General features: G+C 67.3%; 23 protein-coding genes. 8 read left to right on the top strand and 15 right to left on the bottom strand.

The window, feature by feature from the left end; translation table 11 throughout:
* Together B1964_RS08420 and B1964_RS08415 are read right to left on the bottom strand one after the other, a co-directional pair.
* On the bottom strand, positions 1 to 850 hold an 850-nt coding region (locus tag B1964_RS08420), incomplete at its 3' end, for a cobyric acid synthase (RefSeq protein WP_079929479.1).
* Entirely contained in the window at positions 847 to 1,197 is a 351-nt protein-coding gene (locus tag B1964_RS08415) for a helix-turn-helix domain-containing protein (RefSeq protein WP_210739354.1), read from the bottom strand. The genes B1964_RS08420 and B1964_RS08415, both read right to left, overlap by 4 nt.
* A 147-nt stretch (positions 1,198 to 1,344) precedes the next feature.
* On the opposite strand from B1964_RS08415, the gene B1964_RS08410 reads away from it, so the two are divergent.
* The gene (locus B1964_RS08410; RefSeq protein ID WP_079929475.1) at positions 1,345 to 2,064 is read left to right on the top strand and encodes an SDR family oxidoreductase; all 720 of its coding nucleotides are present in this window, start codon (positions 1,345 to 1,347) and stop codon (positions 2,062 to 2,064) included.
* Positions 2,065 to 2,098: 34 nt separating this feature from the next.
* Here B1964_RS08410 and map read toward each other — a convergent pair whose 3' ends face one another.
* Positions 2,099 to 2,962: a type I methionyl aminopeptidase gene (gene map, locus B1964_RS08405; protein WP_006371339.1), complete on the bottom strand. Its 864-nt coding sequence runs from the start codon at positions 2,960 to 2,962 to the stop codon at positions 2,099 to 2,101.
* A gap of 143 nt (positions 2,963 to 3,105) precedes the next feature.
* Here map and B1964_RS08400 point away from each other — a divergent pair, with 143 nt between their 5' ends.
* Genes B1964_RS08400 through B1964_RS08390 form a run of 3 tightly spaced genes read left to right on the top strand, consistent with a single transcriptional unit; the run spans position 3,106 to position 6,043 of the window.
* Positions 3,106 to 4,176, top strand: coding sequence for an ABC transporter substrate-binding protein (locus tag B1964_RS08400; protein WP_020171534.1), 1,071 nt, complete (start codon positions 3,106 to 3,108; stop codon positions 4,174 to 4,176).
* Complete coding sequence (locus B1964_RS08395) at positions 4,173 to 5,246, top strand: iron ABC transporter permease (protein WP_079929474.1); 1,074 nt, start codon at positions 4,173 to 4,175, stop codon at positions 5,244 to 5,246. Before B1964_RS08400 ends, B1964_RS08395 begins: the two co-directional genes overlap by 4 nt.
* Positions 5,243 to 6,043, top strand: a complete 801-nt coding sequence (locus B1964_RS08390; protein ID WP_108772660.1) for a heme ABC transporter ATP-binding protein — start codon at positions 5,243 to 5,245, stop codon at positions 6,041 to 6,043. The genes B1964_RS08395 and B1964_RS08390 overlap by 4 nt, the downstream gene beginning before the upstream one ends.
* A gap of 57 nt (positions 6,044 to 6,100) precedes the next feature.
* On the opposite strand, the gene B1964_RS08385 is transcribed toward B1964_RS08390, so the two are convergent.
* The 6 genes from B1964_RS08385 to puuE form a co-directional block, all read right to left on the bottom strand.
* Entirely contained in the window at positions 6,101 to 7,933 is a 1,833-nt protein-coding gene (locus B1964_RS08385; protein ID WP_079929473.1) for a penicillin-binding transpeptidase domain-containing protein, read from the bottom strand.
* A gap of 143 nt (positions 7,934 to 8,076) precedes the next feature.
* A complete protein-coding gene (locus tag B1964_RS08380; protein WP_006371334.1) occupies positions 8,077 to 8,913 on the bottom strand; it encodes a GNAT family N-acetyltransferase in 837 nt (278 codons plus the stop codon).
* Between the two features lie 74 nt (positions 8,914 to 8,987).
* Complete coding sequence (gene ispG, locus B1964_RS08375) at positions 8,988 to 10,196, bottom strand: flavodoxin-dependent (E)-4-hydroxy-3-methylbut-2-enyl-diphosphate synthase (protein WP_079929472.1); 1,209 nt, start codon at positions 10,194 to 10,196, stop codon at positions 8,988 to 8,990.
* Between the two features lie 87 nt (positions 10,197 to 10,283).
* Entirely contained in the window at positions 10,284 to 11,516 is a 1,233-nt protein-coding gene (locus B1964_RS08370; RefSeq protein ID WP_014359759.1) for an RIP metalloprotease, read from the bottom strand.
* A gap of 70 nt (positions 11,517 to 11,586) precedes the next feature.
* On the bottom strand, positions 11,587 to 12,759 hold the full coding sequence (dxr, locus tag B1964_RS08365; RefSeq protein WP_079929471.1) for a 1-deoxy-D-xylulose-5-phosphate reductoisomerase: 1,173 nt from the start codon (positions 12,757 to 12,759) through the stop codon (positions 11,587 to 11,589).
* 150 nt (positions 12,760 to 12,909) lie between these two features.
* Positions 12,910 to 13,881: an allantoinase PuuE gene (gene puuE, locus B1964_RS08360; RefSeq protein ID WP_006371330.1), complete on the bottom strand. Its 972-nt coding sequence runs from the start codon at positions 13,879 to 13,881 to the stop codon at positions 12,910 to 12,912.
* Between the two features lie 180 nt (positions 13,882 to 14,061).
* On the opposite strand from puuE, the gene B1964_RS08355 reads away from it, so the two are divergent.
* Positions 14,062 to 14,352 (top strand): DUF2631 domain-containing protein, encoded by a 291-nt coding sequence (locus tag B1964_RS08355; protein WP_006371329.1) that lies wholly within the window; start codon positions 14,062 to 14,064, stop codon positions 14,350 to 14,352.
* A 99-nt stretch (positions 14,353 to 14,451) separates the two neighbouring features.
* Here the strand turns inward: B1964_RS08355 and rlmN are convergent, their stop codons facing one another.
* Entirely contained in the window at positions 14,452 to 15,564 is a 1,113-nt protein-coding gene (gene rlmN / locus B1964_RS08350) for a 23S rRNA (adenine(2503)-C(2))-methyltransferase RlmN (protein WP_079929470.1), read from the bottom strand.
* Positions 15,565 to 15,594: 30 nt separating this feature from the next.
* On the opposite strand from rlmN, the gene B1964_RS08345 reads away from it, so the two are divergent.
* Positions 15,595 to 15,963 carry a lipopolysaccharide assembly LapA domain-containing protein gene (locus B1964_RS08345; RefSeq protein ID WP_006371327.1) on the top strand — a complete coding sequence of 123 codons (369 nt, stop codon included), beginning with the start codon at positions 15,595 to 15,597 and terminating at the stop codon, positions 15,961 to 15,963.
* Between the two features lie 42 nt (positions 15,964 to 16,005).
* Here the strand turns inward: B1964_RS08345 and B1964_RS08340 are convergent, their stop codons facing one another.
* The 5 genes from B1964_RS08340 to B1964_RS08320 all read right to left on the bottom strand — a co-directional run bounded on the left by B1964_RS08340 (position 16,006) and on the right by B1964_RS08320 (position 20,532).
* A complete protein-coding gene (locus tag B1964_RS08340; protein ID WP_079929469.1) occupies positions 16,006 to 16,887 on the bottom strand; it encodes a phosphatidate cytidylyltransferase in 882 nt (293 codons plus the stop codon).
* 88 nt (positions 16,888 to 16,975) lie between these two features.
* The gene (gene frr, locus B1964_RS08335; RefSeq protein ID WP_006371325.1) at positions 16,976 to 17,533 is read right to left on the bottom strand and encodes a ribosome recycling factor; all 558 of its coding nucleotides are present in this window, start codon (positions 17,531 to 17,533) and stop codon (positions 16,976 to 16,978) included.
* 86 nt (positions 17,534 to 17,619) lie between these two features.
* Positions 17,620 to 18,360 (bottom strand): UMP kinase, encoded by a 741-nt coding sequence (gene pyrH, locus B1964_RS08330; protein ID WP_079929478.1) that lies wholly within the window; start codon positions 18,358 to 18,360, stop codon positions 17,620 to 17,622.
* Between the two features lie 172 nt (positions 18,361 to 18,532).
* Positions 18,533 to 19,507, bottom strand: coding sequence for a glucosyl-3-phosphoglycerate synthase (locus B1964_RS08325; protein ID WP_079929477.1), 975 nt, complete (start codon positions 19,505 to 19,507; stop codon positions 18,533 to 18,535).
* Positions 19,504 to 20,532 carry an alpha/beta hydrolase family protein gene (locus B1964_RS08320; protein WP_079929468.1) on the bottom strand — a complete coding sequence of 343 codons (1,029 nt, stop codon included), beginning with the start codon at positions 20,530 to 20,532 and terminating at the stop codon, positions 19,504 to 19,506. The genes B1964_RS08325 and B1964_RS08320 overlap by 4 nt, the downstream gene beginning before the upstream one ends.
* Before the next feature lie 356 nt (positions 20,533 to 20,888).
* Here B1964_RS08320 and B1964_RS08315 point away from each other — a divergent pair, with 356 nt between their 5' ends.
* Together B1964_RS08315 and B1964_RS08310 are read left to right on the top strand one after the other, a co-directional pair.
* Entirely contained in the window at positions 20,889 to 22,310 is a 1,422-nt protein-coding gene (locus B1964_RS08315; RefSeq protein WP_079929476.1) for a condensation domain-containing protein, read from the top strand.
* 8 nt (positions 22,311 to 22,318) lie between these two features.
* The coding region (locus tag B1964_RS08310; RefSeq protein WP_079929467.1) for an MFS transporter at positions 22,319 to 23,704 on the top strand (1,386 nt) is incomplete at its 3' end.

Below are 23,704 nucleotides of genomic sequence, written 5' to 3'. Positions count from 1 at the left end.
TGCGCGGCAAGCGGATCGCCGCGACCCGCAGGCGCGACCCGACGCCGCCGTCCACCCCGATGACCGGGTTGGTCTCGGGCGGACCGACCCGTCGGCCGACCGGGCTCGCCAGCGAGTCCTCGGCGTCGATCCACAGGTCCGGATCGAAGGGCAGCACACCGAGCGTCGGGCGGCCGGTGATCTGTCGCACCTGCTCGATCCCGGGCGCGAGGATCGCCGGATCGCCACGGAACTTGTTGATCACATACCCGGCGATCCGCGACTGGTCGTCGGCGCCGAGGATCGCGGTGGTGCCGAACAGGTGCGCCAGCGATCCGCCGCGGTCGATGTCGGTGACCAGCAACACCGGGAGGTCGGCGGCCTGTGCGAGGCCCATGTTCGCGATGTCGGTGTCGCGGAGGTTGATCTCGGCGACCGAGCCCGCCCCCTCGCAGATGACCACGTCGAATTCTTCGCGGAGGGACCGCAATTCGTCGGTCACCACCTCGAGCAGCCGGGTACGTCGGGTGAAGTAGTCGGCGGCGCCGACATCACCGGCGGGCCGGCCACGCACGATGACATGCGACCGGCGATCGCCCCCGGGTTTGAGCAGAACCGGGTTGAACCGCGTCGATGGTTCCAACCCGCAGGCGTAGGCCTGCAGTGCTTGGGCCCGGCCGATCTCGCCCCCGTCGAGGGTGACCACCGAGTTGTTCGACATGTTCTGGGCCTTGAACGGCGCGACCCGCACACCCTGGCGTGCCAGCGCCCGGCACAGACCCGCCACGAGCAGGCTCTTACCCGCATCCGAGCTGGTGCCGCCGATCAGCACGGCCCCTGCCAGTCCACTCGTCCCCGGCACCCCGGTCATCGCGGTCCTTCCGGCGCCGCCGCCCGGGCATTGGCCGCCTCGACCTCGGGGACGTGTTCCTCGGCCCACGCACGCACCGCGGCCAACGGGACCAGCAGCGAGCGGCCGAGCTCGGTCAGCGAGTACTCCACGCGCGGCGGCTGACCACCGTGATCGGTGCGTGCGACGAGTCCGTCGAACTCCAGCGCTCGCAGGGTTTCGGTGAGCACCTTGGGGGTGATTCCCGCGATATGCGCCTTGAGCGCACTGAATCGCATCGGACCATCGGCGAGTGCGGTGACCACGAAGACCGTCCAGCGCGCGCCGATGCGGTGCAACACCACCCGGCTCGGGCAGGTCGGGGCCATCACGTTGTAGGCCTTGGACACCCACACCCCTCTCGTCGGCGGACACCGCCGGCGATCGCGCTGGTCGCCGACGGTTTCGTTGAAGATACCGGTATCAAATCCATACCGTAAACCGCGTCCAGCCTACCCACGTCCAAGGAGTATGTGATGAACCAATCCCTGTCCGGTACCACTGTTCTCGTCATCGGCGGTGCCAAGCACCTCGGACTCGCGATCGCCCGGCGTGCCGACGCCGCAGGGGCCTCGGTGGTCATCGGGGCCCGCGATCTCACCGCGGCGCAGTCGGCGATCACCGACCTCGACAACGGCCGGGCAGTGGCGATCGATGTCACCGACGAGGCGTCCATCGCCGCTGCCGCGGCGGAGCTGGGCGCCGTCGATCACATCGTGTCGACCGCCGCCGCCCATCACAACGTGGCGGTCCGCGATCTCGACCACGACGCGACGGTGACCGCCTTCGAGGCCAAGGTGATCGGCCCGATGCTGGTGGCCAAGCACTTCGGGCCGAGAATGCCCGCGTCCGGCTCGATCACGCTGTTCTCCGGTGTCGCGGCGTGGAAGCCGGCACCGGGATACGCGGTGATGGGGATCACCAACGGTGCCGTCGCATTCGCCGTCAGTCACCTCGCTGTCGAACTCGCACCGGTGCGGGTCAACGCGATCTCGCCGGGCATCGTCGACTCGGGCACCTGGGACGGTATGCCCGAGTCCGATCGTGACGCGTTCTTCTCCGGTGTCGCCGAGGGTATCCCGGCGGGGCGGGTGGGAGCCGTCGACGACATCGTCGACGCTGCACAGTGGCTGCTCACCGCGGGTTTCGTCTCGGGTGAGACCATCCACGTCGAGGGCGGTGCCCGCAGCGTGTGACGCGTCCCCGTGCCTCGGGCGGAGAGCGGGTGGATCAGTTGTCGGGGATGGTGAGGATCTCCGCGCCATCCTCGGTGACGACGAGGGTGTGCTCGAACTGGGCGGTCCACTTCTTGTCGACGGTGACCACCGTCCAGCCGTCGTCCCACATCTCCCACGGCAGCCCGCCGAGGTTGATCATCGGCTCGATCGTGAACACCATGCCGGGTTCGAGGATGGTGTCGACGTTCGGCTGGTCGTAGTGCAGCACGACGAGCCCGTTGTGGAAGGTCTCGCCGATGCCGTGACCGGTGAAATCGCGAACGACGGTGTAGCCGAAGCGATTCGCGTACGCCTCGATGACGCGACCGATGACGTTGAGTTCGCGTCCGGGTTTGACCGCCTTGATGGCGCGTTCGGTGGCGATGCGGGTGCGTTCGACGAGGTCGCGTGCCTCCTGTGAGACGTCTCCGGCGAGGAAGGTGGCGTTGGTGTCGCCGTGCGCGCCGTCGATGTAGGCGGTGACGTCGATGTTGACGATGTCGCCGTCGGCGATGACGGTGGAGTCGGGGATGCCGTGGCAGATCACCTCGTTCAACGAGGTGCAGCACGACTTGGGAAAGTCCTTGTAGCCCAAGGTCGATGGATAGGCGCCGTGATCGATCATGTACTCGTGGGCGATGCGGTCGAGTTCGTCGGTGGTGACGCCCGGCGCGACGGCCTTACCGGCCTCGGCGAGCGCGTTGGCCGCGATCTTGCTCGCCACGCGCACCTTCTCGATGACCTCTGGGGTCTGCACCCAGGGTTCGTGCCCCTCGTTGACCTTCGGCTTCCACACGTACTCCGGACGTTCGATGGAGTCGGGAACGGTCCGGATCGGCGAGAGCTTGCCGGGACGCAGTGGGGCACGCACAGTCATGGCTTCCACCATAGGACGCCGACCCCGAGCACCCCCTGACCACGGGGTCCGCCGGCACCCGCGCGCCCGCGACTAAGGTGAGCCTGGGCAATGGCGCGGGCTCGAGTGACGAGCGGCGCGACCACCGGAGAACGGAGACATCGGTGCGGCAGCAGCATCTCATTCCCCACCGGCACCAGGACCGGACGAACACGACAGCGATCCTGGTGCTCGCGGTGTTCGCGGTCGTCGGACTGCTTGTCGGGGCGTGCAGTACCGCGCCGATGGACCAGTCCTCGTCCTCCCAAACCGCCGACTCGCATCTGCGCAGTGGCCCGCAGACCGCGACGCTGCCGGGCTCGGATGTGACGCCGGTGACCACCTCTCCCACGACCACCCTGCCGGTGACCGTCGATTCCGACGGCGGCGGCAAGGTGACGGTCACCGACACCAGTCGCATCATCGCCGTCGACCGCAATGGCACACTCGGCAACATCGTGTTCGCCCTCGGCCTGGGCAGCCGCGTGGTGGGGCGTGATCAGTCGACGACCTTCCCGTCGGCGGCCAAGCTCCCGGTGGTCACCGGCAATGGTCACCAGCTCAACTCCGAATCGGTGCTGGCGCTGAACCCGACCGTCGTCCTCGTCGACGCCGCCACCACACCACCGCAGGCGGTCGACGCGATCCGTGCGTCGCAGATCCCGGTGGTGACGTTCAGCTCGACCCGCACCATCGCCACCACCGCCGATCTCATCCGGTCGGTGGCGGCCGCCCTCGGCGTGAAGCCGGCCGGCGAACAGCTCGTCAAGCGCACGGAATCGGAGATCACCGCGGCCAAGGCCACGCTCCCGCACCCCACCGGCGACCCGAAGATCGCCTTCCTCTACATCCGCGGACCGCACCTGGTGCTGTTGGCCGGACCGAACTCCGGTGCCGACGATCTCGTCTCCGCTCTCGGCGGCACCGATGCGGGTACCGCCGCAGGCCTCACCGCCGAGTTCACCGCCGTGACCGCCGAGGCGCTGCTGCGCGCGAATCCCGACGTGATCCTGGTGATGACGCAGGGCGCCGATTCCGTCGGCGGTCTCGACGGGGTGCTCGCGCTGCCCGGTGTCTCCGACACGAACGCCGGACGTGCCCGACGAGTGGTGCAGATGGACGAAACCGAGGTGCTGTCGTTCGGACCGGACGTCGGCAAGGTCATCGGCGCGCTCGGTCACGCGATCTACACATGAGGGCCCCGACCACCCGACGCTCGCCCCCCGGTACGTCCGGGCGGGTCTCGGCCCCGCTCGTGCTCGTCGTCCTGGTGGTCGCGACGATCGCCGTAGCGATCACTTCGGCGGCCATCGGCCAGATCCCGGTGCCGCCCGCCCAGGTACTCGGCAGTCTCGCACACCATTTCGGCCTCGACATCGGCACGATGCCCACCCATCCGCAGGGTGAGCACGCGCTGTGGGTGGTGCGGTTCCCGCGAATCGTATTGGGGCTGATCGTCGGCGCCGCCCTCGGCGCCGGCGGCTGCCTGCTGCAGGGGGTGCTCGCGAACCCGCTCGCCGAGCCCGGTGTCATCGGCGTCTCCTCGGGTGCCGCCGTGGGTGCGTGCCTGATGATCGTCATCGGCGGGGTCGGCATCAACGGGTGGGCGCTGGCCGGTGCGGCGTTCGTCGCGGCGCTGATCACCACCGCCGCGGTCTACGTGCTCTCGCTGCGGGATGGCTCCTCGTCGGCGATCATGCTGGTGCTCACCGGCATCGCGATCAACGCCTTCGCCCTCGGGATCATCTCGTATCTGACGTTCATCGCGACCACGGCGGCCCGCGAACAGATTGTGTTCTGGCAGTTGGGCTCGCTCGCGGGCGCGAACTGGAACGCCGTGTGGGTGACGCTGCCGCTGGTGGTCGCCGGTGTCGCCGCGGCCATGCTGCTGGTGCACAAGCTCGACCTGCTGGCCCTCGGTGAGATCCAGGCGGCCTCACTGGGCGTCAACGTCGAGACCGTCCGCCGGCAGGTGGTCGTGCTGGTCGCGATCCTCACCGCGGCGGCCGTCGCCTTCACCGGCATCGTGATGTTCGTCGGGCTCGTCGTGCCGCACGTGATGCGTCTCATCGTCGGCCCGCGGCACGCGACCCTGTTGCCGGCCAGCGTCATCGGTGGTGCGCTCGTCCTGGCCGCGGCCGACCTCGCCTCACGAACCGTTCTCGGCGGTGCCGATCTCCCCCTCGGGGTGTTCACCTCGCTGGTCGGCGGACCGGCGTTCTTCATCTTGCTGCGTCGCAGTCGCCACGCCGGAGCGGGGTGGTGACGGTGCCGCAGCCACGTGAGGGATCGCAACGCCATTCGGGCATCCGGGCCGAGAACATCGTGGTGACGCTCGGCGGTCGCGACGTCGTCGACCACGTGTCCCTGGAGGTGACTGCCGGTGAGTTGGTGGCTCTCGTCGGTCCCAACGGTTGCGGCAAATCGACTCTGCTGTCGGCGTTGTCCGGGGTGCGGACCCCACAGCACGGCACGGCGATCATCGACGGACACGATGTCGCACACACTTCCCATCGTGATCTGGCGCGACGCCGGTCGATGGTCACCCAACACAATCGTGTCGACACCCCGTTCACCGTCGGCGAGGTCGTGGAGATGGGACGGTACCCGTGGTTACGAACCCCGCACGCTGCCCGCTCACCGGAGCTCATCGCCGACGCGATCACCCGCTGTGACCTCGATTCACTTGTCCACCAACCCTTTCCGCAGCTCTCCGGCGGCCAACAGGCCCGGGTGTCACTGGCGCGGGCGTTGGCGCAGAACACGCCGGTGATGATGCTCGACGAGCCGACCGCCGCCCTCGACATCCGCCACCAGGAGCAGGTCCTGCAGATCCTGTGCGAGCACCGCGATTCCGGGGCCGCGATCCTGCTGGTGGTACACGATCTCACCCTGGCCGCGGCCTACGCCGACCGTGTCGCGTTGATGAAGGACGGCCGACTCCTCGCATTCGGCCCGACCCGAGAGGTGATGACGAGCGAATTGCTCTCGGAGACCTACGATCACCCGGTCGACATCTTCGAGCGGGACGGCAGGCTCATCGTGATGCCGTTGCGGCGGTAGCAGCCGACAGGCCCGATCGTCGGGCACGCCGGATCGCCGGCCACCAACGACCGAGGATCACACCCCGAAGCCGGGCGGCAGGAAAGAGAAGAAGTCGCGGGTGACACCGACCGCGTTGTTCGAATCCCCGCCTCGCACAACGAGCGTCGCAAAGGCCAGATCTCCGCGATAACCGGCGAACCAGGCGTGCGAGCCGCCGTCGAACTCGGCCTCACCGGTCTTGCCGTAGACCTCGCCCTGCCCGGCGATGGCGGTGCCGGTACCGGTGAGCACCACCTCGCGCATCATCGGCCGCAGCTGTCCGACGACGTCGGGGTTCAGCGTCGCCGACGGGCCGCCGACCGTCGTCGGGCGATCCAGGATGAGTTGCGGCACGGGCATCTTCCCGTTGTTGGCCACGGTCGCGGCGACGAGCGCCATGCTGAACGGACTGACCAGGTCCTTGCCCTGCCCGAAGCCATCCTCTGTGCGGGCGACCAGATCGTTCTCGATCGGCACCGATCCGGTCGAGGTCGCCAGACCGGGGATGTCGAAGGTGCGGCCGATCCCCATGGCCGCCGCGGCGTGCGCCAGATCCGAGGGCCCCATCTCACTGGCCAGTTTCGCGAAGGTGGTGTTGCAGGACTGCGCGAACGCGCGCTGCAGGGTGACCGAACCGAGCGCGAACTGATCGTAGTTGGGGATGGTGCGTGGACCGATGGTGATCTCGCCCGGGCACCCGACGATCGAATCCGGATGAATCATCGACGCGTTGAACGCCGCCGACGACGTCACCATCTTGAACGTCGACCCCGGCGGGTAGAGGCCGGTGGTCGCGATCGGGCCCTGGGTGTCGGCGGCCGGGTTCTGCGCGACCGCGAGGATCCGCCCGGTGGAGGGTTGGATGACCACCATCGCGATCTGAAAGGTGTTGGTGGCGTTCACCGCTCGCTGCGCGGCGTTCTGCACCTGCCGCGACAGGCTCAGCGGCACCGCCGCCGCCGGCTCGGGCGCATGGTCGGCGAGGACGTCGGCGTCGAGACCATTGGGGTTCACGGTGACCACGCGCCAGCCGGCCCGGCCGACGACCTCGTCGTCGACCACGCCGCGCACACCATTGAGCAGTACCGGCGCGAAGGTCGGATCGGTGGGGACGAGTTCGGACTGCTCGTTGTACACCACACCCGGGATCGCGAGTTGATCGCGCAGCCGGTTGAAGTCGGCCTCGGCGAGCCGGGTGATCGGATACTGCTGTCCCGACGACGTCGACTCCTCGGCGATCCGTTGTGGATCGAGATTCGGCGCGAACGGCGCGAGGACACTCACCAATTGGGTGACGGCATCACCGACCGAGGTCCCGGCGGCGGTGGCCGCCTTGGCATCGAAGTTGATGCCGATCACGGTGCCGTTGTCCATCACCTCCGACCCGTCGGCCTCGTTGACCGTGGCCCGCGGCGCCTCGGTGATGCGCAACGAGAGACGTTGATCGCCACCGAGATTGGGGTGGATGTCGGTGGTCGTCCAGCGCACCTGCCATCCGCTGGCATCCGAGCGGATCGCCTTGACGGTGCCCGGATAGCCCCACTGCCGGCCGTGACCGAGCTGCCAGGAATAGTTCACGTCGATGTCGGCGGTGTCCTGGTCGATCGAGGCCTTGCCGGTGGTGCCCGACATCGATTCGGCCGACAACCCGGTCCACGCCGACTGCAGTGCGGTCTGCGCCGCCTGCGGATTGTCGGTCAGCGCCGCCGCTTTCGCGGCGTCACCGTGCGCGTAGGCATCGAGAAACGCCTGGACGGCCTGTCGGGGACCATCGTCGTCGGACGAGCATGCGCTCACCGCGCACAGCGCGAGCACGGCACTGATCAGCACAGCCACCACACCGGCGGCGCGACGCGTCGGAAAGTCCATCGAGTGCCGATACTAGGACCCGCACGACATCGAATACGGTTGCCACGCGGCATGATCGCCGCGGTGTTCCTCCGCGGTGTTGGCAAGCGGCGCTACCCTCCGACGCCGGCCGGTGCCGGATGGCGAGACCCGGGGGTACGACGTCAGTCGATGAGAATCGTCGCGAAGGTCCCGACCTGGGTGAAACCGATTCGGCGGTAGGCGGCCTGGGCCGGCAGATTGAAGCTGTTGACGTACAGGCTGGGAATGCGTCCGAGTGCGGTGATCGCGGTGGCCACGGCCGCCGTTCCGGCGCCGCCGTAGCCGCGCCCCCGCATGCGTGGGTCGACCCACACCCCCTGGATCTGCCCGACCGCCCGCGACATCGACCCGATCTCGGCCTTGAACACGACCTCACCGTGCTCGAATCGGGCGAACACCCGACGTGCGGCGATCAGCGACGCCAGCCTGCGCCGATACGACCGGCCGCCGTCCCCGGCACATGGATCGACACCGACCTCACCGATGAACATGTCGACGGCCGCGGGCAGATACGCCTCGAGATCGTCGTGGGTGACCAATCGCACGTGCGGGTCGGGCTCGACGTGGGGCGCGCCGTGCAGCGCCATCAGCGGTTGTACCGGTCGGACCTCGCGCGCCGGGCCCCAGGTGGCCCCGATACGGTCCCACAGGGTCAGGGCCAGGTCGGCGTCACCGACGATGGAGGAGCACACCCGGGCGCCCGCCGCCGCGCGGTCGGCGAAGTACTCCATGTCGGCGGCCGTGCCACGCAACGGGATCAGGTTGGCGCCCGAGAAACACAGGGAGGTCTCGGGCCGGCCCGCGGTCCACATCTCCCCGCCCAGCATCCGTGGCTCGATTCCGTGGGACTCGAACCGTGCGGCGACCATGCACATCGGGACCGGGTCCGAGTTGAGGACACGACCCACCGCGGGTGCATCCCGCGCCCCGAGCGGCTTGTCGCCCAGCAGCTTCAGCACCGCGCTGCTCCTTCGTCCCATGTGATCCTGCGGTGTGAGCGTAGCCCGATATCAGTTCACCACGCGTGAGGAACTCAGGACACGGTCACGACAGGCGGCCCCGCGGGCGCGCCTTCTCCAGTTTCTCCCGATTCGCCCGCAATTCGCAGCGCTTCCTCGATCAAGGTCTCGACGATCTCGGCCTCCGGCACGGTCTTGATGACCTCACCCTTGACGAAGATCTGTCCCTTGCCGTTGCCCGAGGCGACACCGAGATCGGCCTCACGCGCCTCACCGGGACCATTGACGACACACCCCATCACCGCCACCCGCAGCGGCACCTCCATGCCCTCGAGCCCGGCGGTCACCGCGTCGGCGAGCTTGTAGACGTCGACCTGGGCACGTCCGCACGACGGGCACGAGACGATCTCGAGCTTGCGGGGCCGCAGGTTCAGTGACTGCAGGATCTGGTCGCCGACCTTGACCTCCTCGGCCGGCGGCGCCGAGAGCGACACGCGGATCGTGTCACCGATGCCCTGGGAGAGCAGCGCACCGAACGCGACCGTCGACTTGATGGTGCCCTGGAACGCCGGCCCGGCCTCGGTCACCCCGAGATGCAACGGGTAGTCGCACTGGGCGGCGAGCTGCCGGTAGGCCTCGACCATGACCACCGGATCGTTGTGCTTCACCGAGATCTTGATGTCGCCGAAGCCGTGTTCCTCGAACAGGCCCGCCTCCCACAACGCCGACTCGACCAGCGCCTCCGGGGTGGCCTTGCCGTACTTGCTCATGATCCGCTTGTCGAGCGATCCCGCGTTGACGCCGATCCGGATCGGGATGCCGGCGTCACCGGCGGCCTTCGCGACCTCCTTGACCCGGCCGTCGAACTCCTTGATGTTGCCCGGATTGACCCGGACCGCCGCACAGCCGGCGTCGATCGCGGCGAAGATGTACTTCGGTTGGAAGTGGATGTCGGCGATCACCGGGATCTTCGACTTCTTCGCGATGATCGGCAGCGCCTCGGCGTCCTCGTTGCGCGGGCACGCCACGCGCACGATGTCGCAGCCCGACGCGGTCAACTGCGCGATCTGCTGCAGGGTCGCATTGATGTCGTGGGTCTTGGTGGTGGTCATCGACTGCACCGAGATGGGGTGATCGCTGCCGACGCCGACCGATCCGACCTGGATCTGGCGGGTCTTGCGTCGCGGTGCGAGCACCGGTGGCGGTGCGGCGGGCATGCCGAGCCCGATCGAGATCGGGTCGGTGACCGTCGAGCCGGCCGGAGTCGGGTCAGATGCGGACATCTCGTTCTCCTGAGGAGTTCGGTGTGCGCGAGCGGGAACTCGCGAGGGCTGGGCGCGGGCCGGTCGAGCCGGGGCTGGTGGCGGCCATCAATTCGGGATCGTGATCGGGTTCACGATGTCGGCGGTGAGGGTCAGCACCATGAACGCGGCCATGACCACCACCACGGCGTAGGTCAGGGGAAGCAACTTGTAGTAGTCGATCGGTCCGCCGGGAGCCCGGCCGAACCATCGACGCACCGTGTCACGTCCCTTCTCGTACCCGACGATGGCCATGTGTCCACCATCCAAGGGTAGTAGCGGTACGAGATTGAACAGGCCCAGGAAGAAGTTGATGCTGATCAGCAGCAGAAGGAAGGTGTCCCACAGTCCGCGTTCGGCCGCCTGCCCGCCCAGGACGGTGGCGCCGTACACGCTCACCGGGGTGTCCGCCGAGCGCACACCACCGGTCACCGCGATCCACAGATTGTGGACCTTGGTCGGCATCGACAGCAGCGCATCCCAGGTCTGATGCGCGAGTTCGGCGGTGAAGACCGCCGCACCGGGCAGGATCGTCACCGGGTTGTAGTGCTTCCACAGCGGCGGCTGCTGGAACTGGATTCCGACCTTGTTGACCGTCTGCGAGGTCACCTTGCCCGACTTGTCGGTGACGGTGGTGGTCACCGGCTGCGGGGTCATCGTCAGGGTCACCCGGCTGCCGTCGCGCTCGACGAGCAACTGCACCGGACCGTTGCTCTTCTGGATGAGCGGGGTGATCGCACTCGCGGTGGTTCCGGCGACCCCGTCGACCGCGATGATCTTGTCGCCGGGGCGGATTCCGGCCGCACCGGCCGGCCCCGAACCGGTGCAGCGCGGCTCCGCCACGTTGCCGTCGGCGTCGACGGTGACCGTCGAGGTGAGACAACTCACCTTGTCCACCGTGGTGCCGACCGCGGGCGGCGACAGGTCGGGCAGTCCCCAGATCAGACCGGCCACGATGATCAGCACGAAGCCGAGGATGAAGTTCTGGGCCGGGCCTGCGAACAGCACCACCAGACGCTTCCATGCCTTCTGCCGGTACATCGCCCGACCCAGCTCATCGGCGGTCAGCTCCTCATGCGGGGTCATACCGGCGATGTCGCAGAAGCCACCGAACGGCAACGCCTTCACGCCGTACTCGGTCTCACCCCGTCGCGTCGACCACAGCGTCGGACCGAAGCCGACGAAGTAGCGCCGAACCTTCATCCCCGTCGCCTGTGCCGCCCACATGTGCCCGCACTCGTGCCAGGCGATCGAGGCCAACAACGACAAGGCGAACAGCACGACGCCGATCGCGAATACCACTTCTCTCGACTCTCCGTTTCCTCACGCCACCGCTACTTCACCCCACGGCACTTAACCCCACGGCGCGTCCTCACCGCTGCATCGTGGCCACCAACTCTGCGGCGCGGGCCCGTGCCCACGCATCAGCGTCGAAGATCTCCTCCACAGTACCCGGGGTTTTACGCCACTGATCTGCATCGTCGAGCACGCGACCGATGATCTCCACGATCCGCGGAAAGGCGATGCGGCCGTCGAAGAATCCCTCCGCGGCAGCCTCGTTCGCGGCGTTGTACACCGCGGTCAGGCTGCCGCCTGCGGTCCCCGCCCGGCGGGCCAGGTCGATCGCCGGGAACACCACGTTGTCGACCGGCTCGAACGTCCACGACGACGCCGTCGAGAAATCACATGCCGTCGACGATCCGGGCACCCGATGCGGCCAGCCCAACGCCAACGCGATCGGCAGCTTCATCGACGGCGGTGACGCCTTGGCGATCGTCGCACCGTCGACGAAGGTGACCATCGAGTGCACGATCGACTGCGGATGCACCGTCACATCGATGCGGTCGTAGGGCACGTCGAACAGCAGATGCGCCTCGATCACCTCGAGCGCCTTGTTCACCAGGGTCGCCGAATTCAGCGTGATCATCGGGCCCATCGACCACGTCGGATGACGTCCCGCCTGTTCGGGCGTCACATTCTCGAGCCGGCCGGCGGTGAACCCCCGGAACGGACCGCCCGACGCCGTCAGCACGAGCCGGTCGACCTCGTCGGCGCTACCGCCACGCAAACACTGCGCGATCGCCGAATGCTCCGAATCGACCGGCACGATCTGCCCCGGTGCCGCAGCCGCCAGCACCAGCGCTCCCCCGGCCACCAACGACTCCTTGTTCGCCAAGGCCAGTCGCGCACCCGACCGCAACGCCGCCAGACTCGGCCGCAAACCGATCGAACCGACGACGGCATTCAGCACCACGTCGGCCTCGACCGACTCGATCAGCCGACACATCGCGTCCGGACCGCCCAGGACCCCATCGCCCAACTCGGCCACGAGTTTCTCGGCCACCGCCGCATCCGCGACGGCCACCCGGTGCGCAGGCACACCGAACTCGCGGGCCTGCCGGCCCAACAAGTCCGGGTTGCCGCCCCCGGCACCGACGCCGACCACCGAGAACAACTCCGGATGCTCGGAGATCACCTCGAGGGCCTGCACCCCGATCGAACCGGTCGAACCGAGAATCAGCACACGTGTCGTCACGACGACCATTGTCGCCCACCGCGCACCACGGCAAACCGCCACCGCTCGCTACGCTCCCGGCGCCGGTTCATATTCGGCCCGCTCGCTACGCTCCCGGCGCCGGGTTCACTTCGGCCCGCTCGCTACGCTCCCGGCGCCGGGTTCACTTCGGCCCGCTCGCTACGCTCCCGGCGCCGGGTTCACAGCGCGCCAGTGCTCGGCGATGTCGATCCGCCGTGCGACCCACACGTCGTCGTGGGCCGCGACGTGATCGAGAAAGCGCTCGAGCGCCGCCACCCGCGCCGGCCGGCCCACCAGACGACAGTGCAATCCCACCGAGAGCATCTTCGGCGAACCCTGTTCACCCTCGCGGTAGAGCACGTCGAACGCATCTCGCAGATGCGCGAAAAACTGTTCACCGGAAGGGAATCCACCCGGCGACGCGAAGCGCATGTCATTGGTGTCGAGCGTGTAGGGCACCACGAGGTGATCGACCTCGGTGCGAATTCCGTCGGTGGTCCGGCCGACCTTGACCCAATAGGGCAGATCATCGGCGTAACTGTCCGAGTCGTAGACGAAACCGCCCTGCTCCACGACGAGCGACCGCGTGTTCGGCGAATCGCGGCCGGTGTACCAACCCAGCGGACGGGACCCGGTGATCTCGGTCAGCAGCTCCACGGCAGCGCGCATGTGTTCGCGTTCGACGTGCTCGTCGACCATCTGATAGCTCAGCCACCGGTACCCGTGACAGGCGATCTCGTCACCGCGTTCGAGGAAGGCCGCCACCACCTCCGGGTTACGCGCCATCGCCTGCGCCACCGCGAAGATCGTCAACGGCCAACCGCGACGCTCGAAGGCCCGCAGCACTCGCCACACCCCGGCACGGGAGCCGTACTCGTAGAGCGATTCCATGCTCATGTGGCGGTTCGGGAATGACTGCGCGCCGATCATCTCCGACAGGAATGTCTCGCTCCCGCGGTCGTTTTCGAGGACGTTGTTCTCACTGCCCTCCTCGTAGTTCAGCACGAACTGCACCGCGATCTTCGCGTTCGACGGCCACTGCGGATCCGGCGGTGTGGCACCGTAACCCACCATGTCGCGGGGGTAGTCCTCGGAGCGATAGTCGGCAAGCGATCGGGTCGGCGGATGCATGGGCGCATTCTTGCACCGATCTCCGACGTCGTCCCGTCGGGCGATACCCCCGCCTTCCGACGCCACGCGAGACGCGGCATGGGGAGTGAGACACGGCGCCACCGTGCCCGCTATGCTCTTCTGGAAGTACTACTACCGATCGTCAGAGACCACTTCTGACGTGCGCAGCGAGGAGTCAACGTGGCAGGCACCGACGTGGAGCACGCGGCAAGCACCGACGTGGAGCACAGCGACGAGATCGACACCGGGTGGGTGCGCGAGCCCGCCGACGCGCCATCGGCGCGTTTCGGCTGGCACGGCGTGGCGACCCGCACGTTCTACATCGCGGGCTGGGTGGTGGTCGTGTTGCTGTTCGCGATGTTCTACGGAAACCACGTCGGGCACGTCGAGGACATCTGGCTGGCCGCGTTCGGCGTCATCGTCGCCGCCTTCCTGCTGCGCGGCATGCTCACGAAGAAAAAGTGGAGTTGACCGCACGACCTGTGAAACCCACACGCACCCCGGCGATTACTTTTCGCCGGGGTGCGCTGTTGTGTGGGCGCTGCCGTGTGGGGTCCGGTGGTCGGCGGCTCAGCCGTCGGTCTCCTCGGCGGCGAGTTGCCCGCCCGCCGCGGCGATCTCCTGGCCACGGGTGTCGCGGACCGTGCACGACACACCCTGGGCCCGGACACGCCGGACGAACTCCCGCTCAACGTCTTTCGGGCTCGCATCCCACTCGGAACCCGGCGTGGGATTGAGCGGGATGAGATTCACATGCACCAGGGACCCGAGTGCCCGATGCAGCTTCTGGCCGAGCATGTCCGCGCGCCACGGCTGGTCGTTGACGTCGCGGATCAGTGCGTACTCGATGGAGACACGCCGGCCGGTGGAATCGGCGTAGTACCGCGCCGCGTCGAGCACCTCGGCAACCGACCAGCGGTTGTTCACCGGGACCAGCGTGTCGCGCAATTCGTCGTCGGGGGTGTGCAAGGAGACCGCGAGCGTGACCGAGAGATTTTCGTCGGCCAGTCTCCGGATCGACGGCGCCAGACCGACGGTGGAGACCGTCACCGAACGCGCCGAGATCCCCAGACCCTCGGGCGCCGGCGAGGTGATCTGCCGGACCGCCGAGACCACCCGCTTGTAGTTGGCGAGCGGCTCACCCATTCCCATGAACACGACGTTCGACAGGCGCCCCGCATCCCCGAACTCCCCGTCGCGCAGAGCCCGCGCGGCCGCGCGCACCTGGTCGACGATCTCCCCGGTCGACAGATTTCGGTCGAGTCCGCCCTGCCCGGTCGCGCAGAACGGGCACGCCATCCCGCACCCGGCCTGGCTGGAGATGCACAGCGTATTACGGTCGGTGTAGCGCATCAGCACGCTCTCCAGCAGCGTCCCGTCGTGCAGACGCCACAGCGTCTTGCGGGTGCTGCCGTCGTCGCAGGAGATGTGGCGCACCGGGGTGAGCAACTGCGGGAACAACGCGGCACCGACCTTGTCGCGTGCCCCGGCCGGAAGGTCGGTCATCTCCTCGACGTCGGCGGTGAGCCGCCCGTAGTACTGGCGTGCGAGCTGGTCGGCGCGGAACCTCGGAAGCCCGAGATCGCCGACCGCGGCGACCCTGGCCGCCTGATCGAGGTCGGCGAAGTGTGTCGGCGGACGTCCGCGTTTGGGCGCGTCGAACACGAGCGGCAAAGACGTCATGTTCCCATTGTCGCATGTCATGATGGGTGCATGAGCACACCGGATTCGTCCTCCGAGCGCCCGGCCACCGACTCGTCGACCCGCGCCCGCAATCCGGCGCCGCTCGATGACTCCCACGTCGCCGCCCAAACCGCGATCGACGACGTCAAACACACACGCACCCGCGCCACCTTCATCGGCTGGGTCGTCGGCGCGATCATCACCATCCTGCTGTTGATCTTCATCCTCGCGAATCTGGGTTCCCAGCAGATCAACTTCTTGTTCGCGAAGGTCAACCTGCCGGTCGGCGTCAGTCTGCTGATCGCCGCGATCGCCGGCGCCCTGATCACCGCGATGATCGGCGGTGCCCGCACCTTCCAGCTGAACCGCGCCCTGAAGAAGGCCCGGAAGGCCAACTGACGGGGTTGTGACGGGCGCGCCGTCGAGGCGGCGGTAGCCCATTCACAGCAGCGCGGTCAGCACCGCCCAGACGATGAACGCCGACGGCAACAGCGAGTCGAGTCGGTCCATGATGCCGCCGTGACCGGGCAGCAGGGTCCCCATGTCCTTGATATCGAGGTCCCGCTTGACCTGTGATTCGACGAGATCTCCCAGGGTCGCGCACACCACGAGGACAGGTCCCAGGATCACGCCGACCCACCACTGGGTGTCGAGCAGGAACATCGTGGTGCACACCGCACCCGCGGTACCCACCACCAGCGAGCCCGCCAGACCTTCCCACGACTTCTTCGGGCTGATGGCCGGCGCCATCGGGTGCTTGCCGAACAGCACACCGGCCGCGTAGCCGCCGACGTCGGAACACACGACGACGATCATCAGGGTCGCCACGCGCGCGGCCCCGTGATCCTGATGCACCATCAGCACACCGAACGAAGCCAGCAGCGGGAGCCAGGCGAGCACGAACACCGACGCGGACAGATTGCGCAGATAGTTCTCGGGCGCACGAGTGATGCCCTGCGCCAACAGCTTCCACACCATGATGACGAGCACCGTGGCCACGAACGCCACCAGGACCCCGGTTGTCCCCCATGGCCAGCTACACCAGATGATCGCCTGACCGCCGACGAGCAGCGGCCAGAACGCCACGTCGTAGCCCCCGTCGCGCAGTCGTTTGGTGACCTCCCAGGTGGCGATCGCGAACGCCACCGACACAACGATGTACCAGACCCACGGCGCGAACAGCAGTATCAGGATGATGCTGACGCCGAGGGTCAGCCCGACCCCGATCGCGGCCGGAAGGTCACGGCCTGCGCGCGACTTCCGCGGCGCGGCCGTGTCGGGCTCGCCGGGTGTGCCGCCGGTCCCCGACGATTCGTGTGACATCGTTGTCGTTTCCGCCTGTCGTCTCGCCTCGTCCGTCTTGCCTCGTCTCGGTCGTCGTCCTCGGTGATACTCACACCGCGGGCGTCACTCACACCTCGAGAAGCTCGGATTCCTTGTGTTTGACGAGTTCGTCGACCTGTGCCACGTAACCGGCGGTGGTCTTGTCGAGATCCTTCTCGGCGCGGACCACGTCGTCCTCACCGGCCTCGCCGTCCTTCTGGATGCGTTTGAGTTCTTCGACCGCCTTACGGCGGACGTTGCGGATGGAGACCTTCGCGTCCTCGCCCTTGCCCTTGGCCTGCTTGACGAGGTCCTTGCGACGCTCCTCGGTCAGCTGCGGCACGGCCACGCGGATCAGGGTCCCGTCGTTGGTCGGGTTCACACCGAGATCGGAGTTGCGGATGGCGGTCTCGATGTCGCGCAGGGTCGACGCCTCGTAGGGCTTGATCACCACCAGCCGGGGTTCCGGGGTGTTGATACTGGCGACCTGGGTGATCGGTGTCATGGCGCCGTAGTACTCGATGACCACCTTGTTGAACATCGCCGGGTTGGCCCGGCCGGTACGGATCGAACCCATGTCCTCACGCGCGACGTTCACCGCCTTCTCCATCTTTTCCTCGGCGTCGAGCAGCGTGTCGTCGATCATTGTGTGTTCCTGTTTCGTCGTGGCGGGTCGGGCTGGATTCGGCTCGCCGGTTCGTCGGGATCGGTGGTGGGTCTGGCCTCCGCCGATCAGGTCCTCACCAGTGTCCCGATGCGCTCTCCGGCGATGGCACGCGCGATGTTCCCACGTTCCAGCAGATTGAACACCAACATCGGCATCTTGTTGTCCATGCAGAGGCTGAAGGCGGTCGCATCGGCCACCTTCAGTTCTCGGTCGAGGACCTCACGGTGGGTGATCTCGCGGAACAGCGTGGCATCGGGATCGACGCGGGGGTCGGCGCTGTAGACGCCGTCCACGGCCTTGGCCATCAGCACGACCTCGGCCTTGATCTCGAGCGCACGCTGCGCGGCGGTGGTGTCGGTGGAGAAGTAGGGCATGCCCATCCCGGCGCCGAAGATGACCACCCGACCCTTCTCCAGATGTCGCTGCGCACGCAACGGGAGGTACGGCTCGGCCACCTGACCCATCGTGATGGCTGTCTGCACTCGGGTGGTGATTCCCCGCTTCTCCAGGAAGTCCTGCAGCGCAAGGCAATTCATGACCGTACCGAGCATGCCCATGTAGTCCGAGCGCGCGCGGTCGAGGCCGCGTTGTTGCAGTTCGGCGCCGCGGAAGAAGTTCCCGCCGCCGATGACCACGGCCACCTGCGCACCGGACTCGACGACCTCGGCGATCTGGTCGGCGACCGTGGCTACGACGTCGGGATCGAGACCGACCTCTCCCCCGCCGAACATTTCGCCACCGAGCTTGAGGAGCACGCGGCCGAAGCCGGTGCGTTCGGACTGTCGGGTGTCGGGGGTTTCGCTCATCAACATCCTCACTCGTCGGTTCGACTCACCATCTTATGGTCCCGTCCGTCCGAATCGGAGCGCGGCGCCACCGACGGGCAGCGAGAAGGTGCGCCCGAGCGCCTCGATCGGCCGAGCAGAACCCCCGTCACACCGCCGCCCACCAGGCACGATGACGGTCCAGGCGGATACCTCAGCAGCGCTCGGTGACGTCGATCCCGTACAGCGGCGGCCGATCCTGCATCACCGGATAGTTGCGGACCGGATCGAAACCACCCTGCCCGTCGGGAACGAACTGCGTCAACGGAGCCGCCGAATCGTCGATCCCGACACGCCGGAGAAATGTCGCGACGATCTGTCGTGACATGACGCCGACCTCATGCAGTCCATGCTCATGGGGAGATCGTGGCTCATCGGGAGGTCGTGACGCGAGCTCCACCTGACCGATGGCGTCGATCCCGTCGCGATGGAGTGTGTCGAGCAGAATCCCGATGTCGACGCCTTCGCCGGGTGCGAACGGAATCGACGTCAGCAAGTCCCGGCCGGCGGCGAACTCACCGGCGAGGGGCTCGATCACCCCGGACAACTCGGGTCGCAGCGCTGCGATCAGCTGACGGACCATCAACTCGGTGACCCGACCGCCGCCGACCAGGTCGGCGTCATCGGCGACATGACTGTGGCGGTAGCCCTTGACCAGTCGCAACTCGTCGACGGTCAGCAGGGGTTCGATGAGTCGCGCCACGTCGGCGGGCTCCGGTCGCGCGCCGTCAAGGACCACGACGAAGTCACCGGTGGACGCGGCCACCGAGCGCCACAGCACCTCGCCCCGGCCCGGCAGAGTCGCGAGCCCCGGCAGCGCCGACGTCGTGGGGACCACGCGGACGCCGCGTGCCTCGCACGCCTGTGCGTCGCCGGCGCCGTCGGTGGTCACCACCACCTCATCGACCAGGGACCGGCAGGCCGACGCGAATGCGCCGAGCACCACGTCCACCGCCGCCGCCCCATCGGCGACCACGGGCACCACCACGGAGATGGATCGGCCGGCCTTGGCTGCGACGAGTTCGTCAAGGCGGCGATCCCCGAGAGGTTGGGTCCCGTCGGGCCGAGCGAGATGCCAGGTGTTCGATTCCCACCAGGTCGCGGCGTTCTGACCGGTCGCGATCGTCACCTCGCGAGCGCCTGCGCGAATTGCGGCCATGCGCGGTGCAATTCGTCCTGCCAGTAGGGCCAGGCGTGCGTGCCGCCCTGATAGAAGTGGAACGTCGCCGCGACACCCAGCTGCGTCATCCGCCGCTGCAGGTTGTGGGTGCAGGCATCGGTGGCCGTCTCGATGACCGCGCCGACGGCCAATTGCTCGGACAGCTTGGTCGCATCGCCGTCGATACCCGGCCCGTTGAGCGTGTCGTAGCGGCCGGGTGTACCCGATCCGTTGGAGATGTAGATCGACTTGCCGCGGAATCGGTCGGCGTGGACGTAGGGGTCGTTGGCCCGCCATTCGGGGTCGGTGGGAGGGCCCCACATGTTGACGGTGTCGCCGTGGCCCCTGCCCTCGACGACCATGCGCACCGCGGCCTGCCCCGCAGGATCGCTCGTCTGCGCGCACCCACTGAACGAGCCCAGCGCCCGATACAGGTTCGGGGCGCGCAGAGCCAGCTGGAACACCGACGTCCCGGCCATCGAGATCCCTGCGATGGCGTTGCGTCCGTCGCCGCCGAGGTCGCGGTCGATGACGGTGGGCAGTTCGGATGTCAGGAAGGTGGCCCATTTCTGGCGGCCGAGGACCGGATCGTCGCGACGCCAATCGGTGAAGTAGCTCGCCGCACCTCCCATCGGCACCACCACGTTGACGTCGTCGTCGGCGAAGAAGCTGCGGATGTCGGTTTGATCGAACCAACTGCTGCCGCCGTCGCCTCCGGCGGCACCATTGAGCAGGTACAGCGTCGGCGCGTGTGCACTGCGCGCGGGGATCATCCGGACGTCGATGGTGCGTCGCATGGCCGGCGAGTACACACCCACCGCAATCTCTCGGGGCGCGATGTCGTGGCGGTAGACGATGCTCGCGCCGCCCGGATCCGCACGTGCGGTTCCGACGGTCGACACGATGACAGCTGCGAGAACCAAGAACAGCACGACCACAGTCGATTTCACCCGAGGCCGATCGAGTGCGCGGGTGCGGGGCAAGGGCGACGGCATGGTGATTCCTCCGGTGACGGGGTCCCGCTGAACCGGAGAACACGGAACCAGAGAACGCGGGCGTCGAAGACTGGTGCCGACCTGGTGAGTCGACGCTCGGAAGTCTGCCCGATGGTGTGAACACTTGTCCACAGCTTGCCCGAAAACCAACTGAGTCATCTGACCAACCGCGATCAAATGCACTGTTCTACAGTCGGTTTGGTCGGATTACTCAACTGTCACTGGTTGCCAACGTCGTGGGACGGCTGTACTGTCACCCCACAACGTGTGTGTCCTGCAGCACTTTTCGACAAGCCGCCCGATACGGGCTATTGCGTGCGCCGCACGAAATCTACTTCTCGAGAATCGAGGTTGTCGTGGTCAGTTTCGGCCTCATCGACGAATGGGAGCCCCGCATCGGTCGGCTGACGAGCTGGACGATGTCGCAGACCGCGGTGACCGCCGCCGCCGGCGCCCCCATCCATCCGGTCCCGCCGTCGCATCAGCAGGAGGCCTACCTTCGTGCCGCACAACGCAATCAGTCCGCGGGCTTCCGCTTCTCCCGATTGTGCCTACAGGCCTTCGACTTCCACTCACCACTCGATGCCGATGCACTGACCCGCACCATCGACGCCTTCTTGCGTCGTCATGACACCTTTCGTTGTTGGTTCTCCGAGGAGCCCGACGGCTCCATCGCACGCCACGTCGTCGATCCGGCGATCATCTCGATGACCCCCACGACACACGGGGACATGGACTCGGCCTCAGCGATTCGTGAACACATCCAGAACGAGACACCGGGGCCGTTCTCGTGGGACTGCTTCACCTTCGGAGCCATCGAATGGGAAGGTGGCTTCACCCTGTACGGTGCCATCGATCACCTTGATACCGATGGCATCTCGCAGGCACTCACGTGCACCGAACTGATCACCCTGTACATGAACAAGGCGTTCGGACTCGACACCGGACTACCCGAGGTGGGCAGCTACATCGAGTACTGCGACCATGAGCGCACCGTCTCGGCCGCCCTGACGCGGCAGGCACCACAGGTATGTCGTTGGGTGGAACTCCTCCAGGCCAATGGCGGTGTGCTGCCCGGATTCCCGTTACCGCTCGGTGGCGAGAGCGAGGATCACACGCGCAGCGCACTCCTGACGATGTCGGTCTTCTCCGAGGACGACGCGCAGCGTTTCGAGGACGTCTGTCGCGCAAATGATTCCAACATGACCGCGGGGCTGATGGCGGTGGCCGCCCTGGCGAGCTACGAATTCAGCGGGTGCACAGAGTATCTCGGTATGACACCGAAGAGCACCCGTGCGCCGGGTCCGGCACTGAATTCGGTCGGCTGGTTCACCAGCCTGATCCCGGTGCCGATCACCGTCGGTGCCGACGCGACGTTCACCTCGATCGTCGGCCCGGCAGCCGAGAGTTATGCCGCGGGTAAGGAACTCACCGATGTGTCGTTGCATCGGGTACTCGAGTTGGTCGAGCCCGACGACGGCATCGACGTGGCACCCGGATGGTCGGTACCGATGGTGTCCTACGTCGACGTGCGCAAACTCCCCGGCGTGGACGTCTTCGACGCCATCAACGGTTGTCTGTACGGCAATCGGGGCAGCAGCGAGGAGGGGTTCATGTGGATCAACCGATTCCGCGACCAGACGTCGATGACCTTGCTGTTCCCCGACACCGACGAGGCGCATGCGGCGCTCCCGCGATACACCGACGCGCTGCGCACGATCATGGCCACCATCGCCCGCTCCGGTGACTACCGTCCGACGGTGCTCGCGCTCACCTGATCCGACCGATGACCGGTACCGAGCACGCGAATCACCCAGCTTCACAGAACAGTTCCGCGTGTGACGCGCCCGCCCCGGTGCCGCCGCGCAGCTCGTGGTTGGCCCTCGCCGGTGCCCTGCTCGGGGTGTTCATGCAGATGCTCGACACCACGATCGTCAACATCGCCCTGCCGGATCTGACCGTCGAGCTCGGCGCCTCGACGGCCCAGCAGTTGTTCGTCCTGAGCGTGTACACGCTCGCGTTCGCGTGCACGTTGTTGACCGCGGCGACGCTGGGCGGTCGGTACGGGCGGCGACGGTTGTTCGTGTCGGCACTGATCGCCTTCACCGTGACATCGGTACTGTGCGGCGTTGCCCGTACCCCGACCGAGCTCATCGTGTTCCGCGGCGTACAGGGGGTCAGCGCGGCGCTGATGTCGGCACAGACCCTGGCGTTGATCACCGCATTGTTCGCCAAGCCGCTGCATCCGCGGATCTTCGGCATCTATGGCGCGGTCGCGGGGGTGGCCGCAATGCTGGGCCCGGTCATCGGCGGCGTGCTGATCAGTGCCGACATCGCCGGGTGGGGCTGGCGCACGATCTTCTTCGTCAACGTACCGATCGGCATCGTCGGATGTCTGCTGGCTGCCGGACGCCTCCCCCAGATGCGCGACGGTGTGCGCGGCCGACCCGACATCGTCGGGGTTGTCCTGTCGAGTACTGGACTGTTCGGTCTGCTCTACCCGCTCGCCGTCGGACGCGAGCAGGGGTGGCCACCGCAGCTGTGGGCGATGCTGGCCGGCTCGGCAGTCCTGTTGATCGCCTTCGCCTTTCACGAGCGGCGACTGACCCGTACGGGTGGCCGCCCGCTGCTGCACACCGATCTGTTCGCGGCGCGCCGATTCACCGTCGGCCTCCTGCTGTCGTTGCTGTTCTTCAGCGTGTTCGCGGGATTCTTCTTCACCGTGTCGGTCTCGACCCAATTCGGTTTGGGGTACTCGCCGCTGCGCACCGGGATGCTGGCTCTGCCGTTCGCGATCGGCGCAATCGTGGGCTCGGTGTCCTCGGGTGCGCTCGCCGAACGTCTGGGCGCACCAACGGTGTTGAGCTGTGGTGCGATGGTGGTGGCCATCGGCTTCGGCTGGCTCGCGGTGATGCTCGCGCCGGACAGCGCATCCCTGTCCGTACCGGCGGTGATCGCCCCGCTGCTGATCGGGGGCGCGGGCACCGGCTTGTTCGTCGCTCCGCTGCAGACCACCATCCTGGTCGACACCGCACCCGAGACGGTCGGCTCGGCATCGGGATGCGTACCGACCGTCCAGCAGATCGGCGCGTCCATCGGCCTGGCGGTGGTCACGATCTTCTTCTTCGGCCAGGTCGCGAGCCAGTCGGCAACGGCCGTCCCGGCCGCCGGC

Source organism: Gordonia sp. i37 (genome assembly GCF_002043085.1).
GTDB classification, from domain to species: domain Bacteria; phylum Actinomycetota; class Actinomycetes; order Mycobacteriales; family Mycobacteriaceae; genus Gordonia; species Gordonia polyisoprenivorans.
Note: the sequence above shows the minus strand (reverse complement) of the source record. Positions and strands in the feature narration are given on the sequence as shown.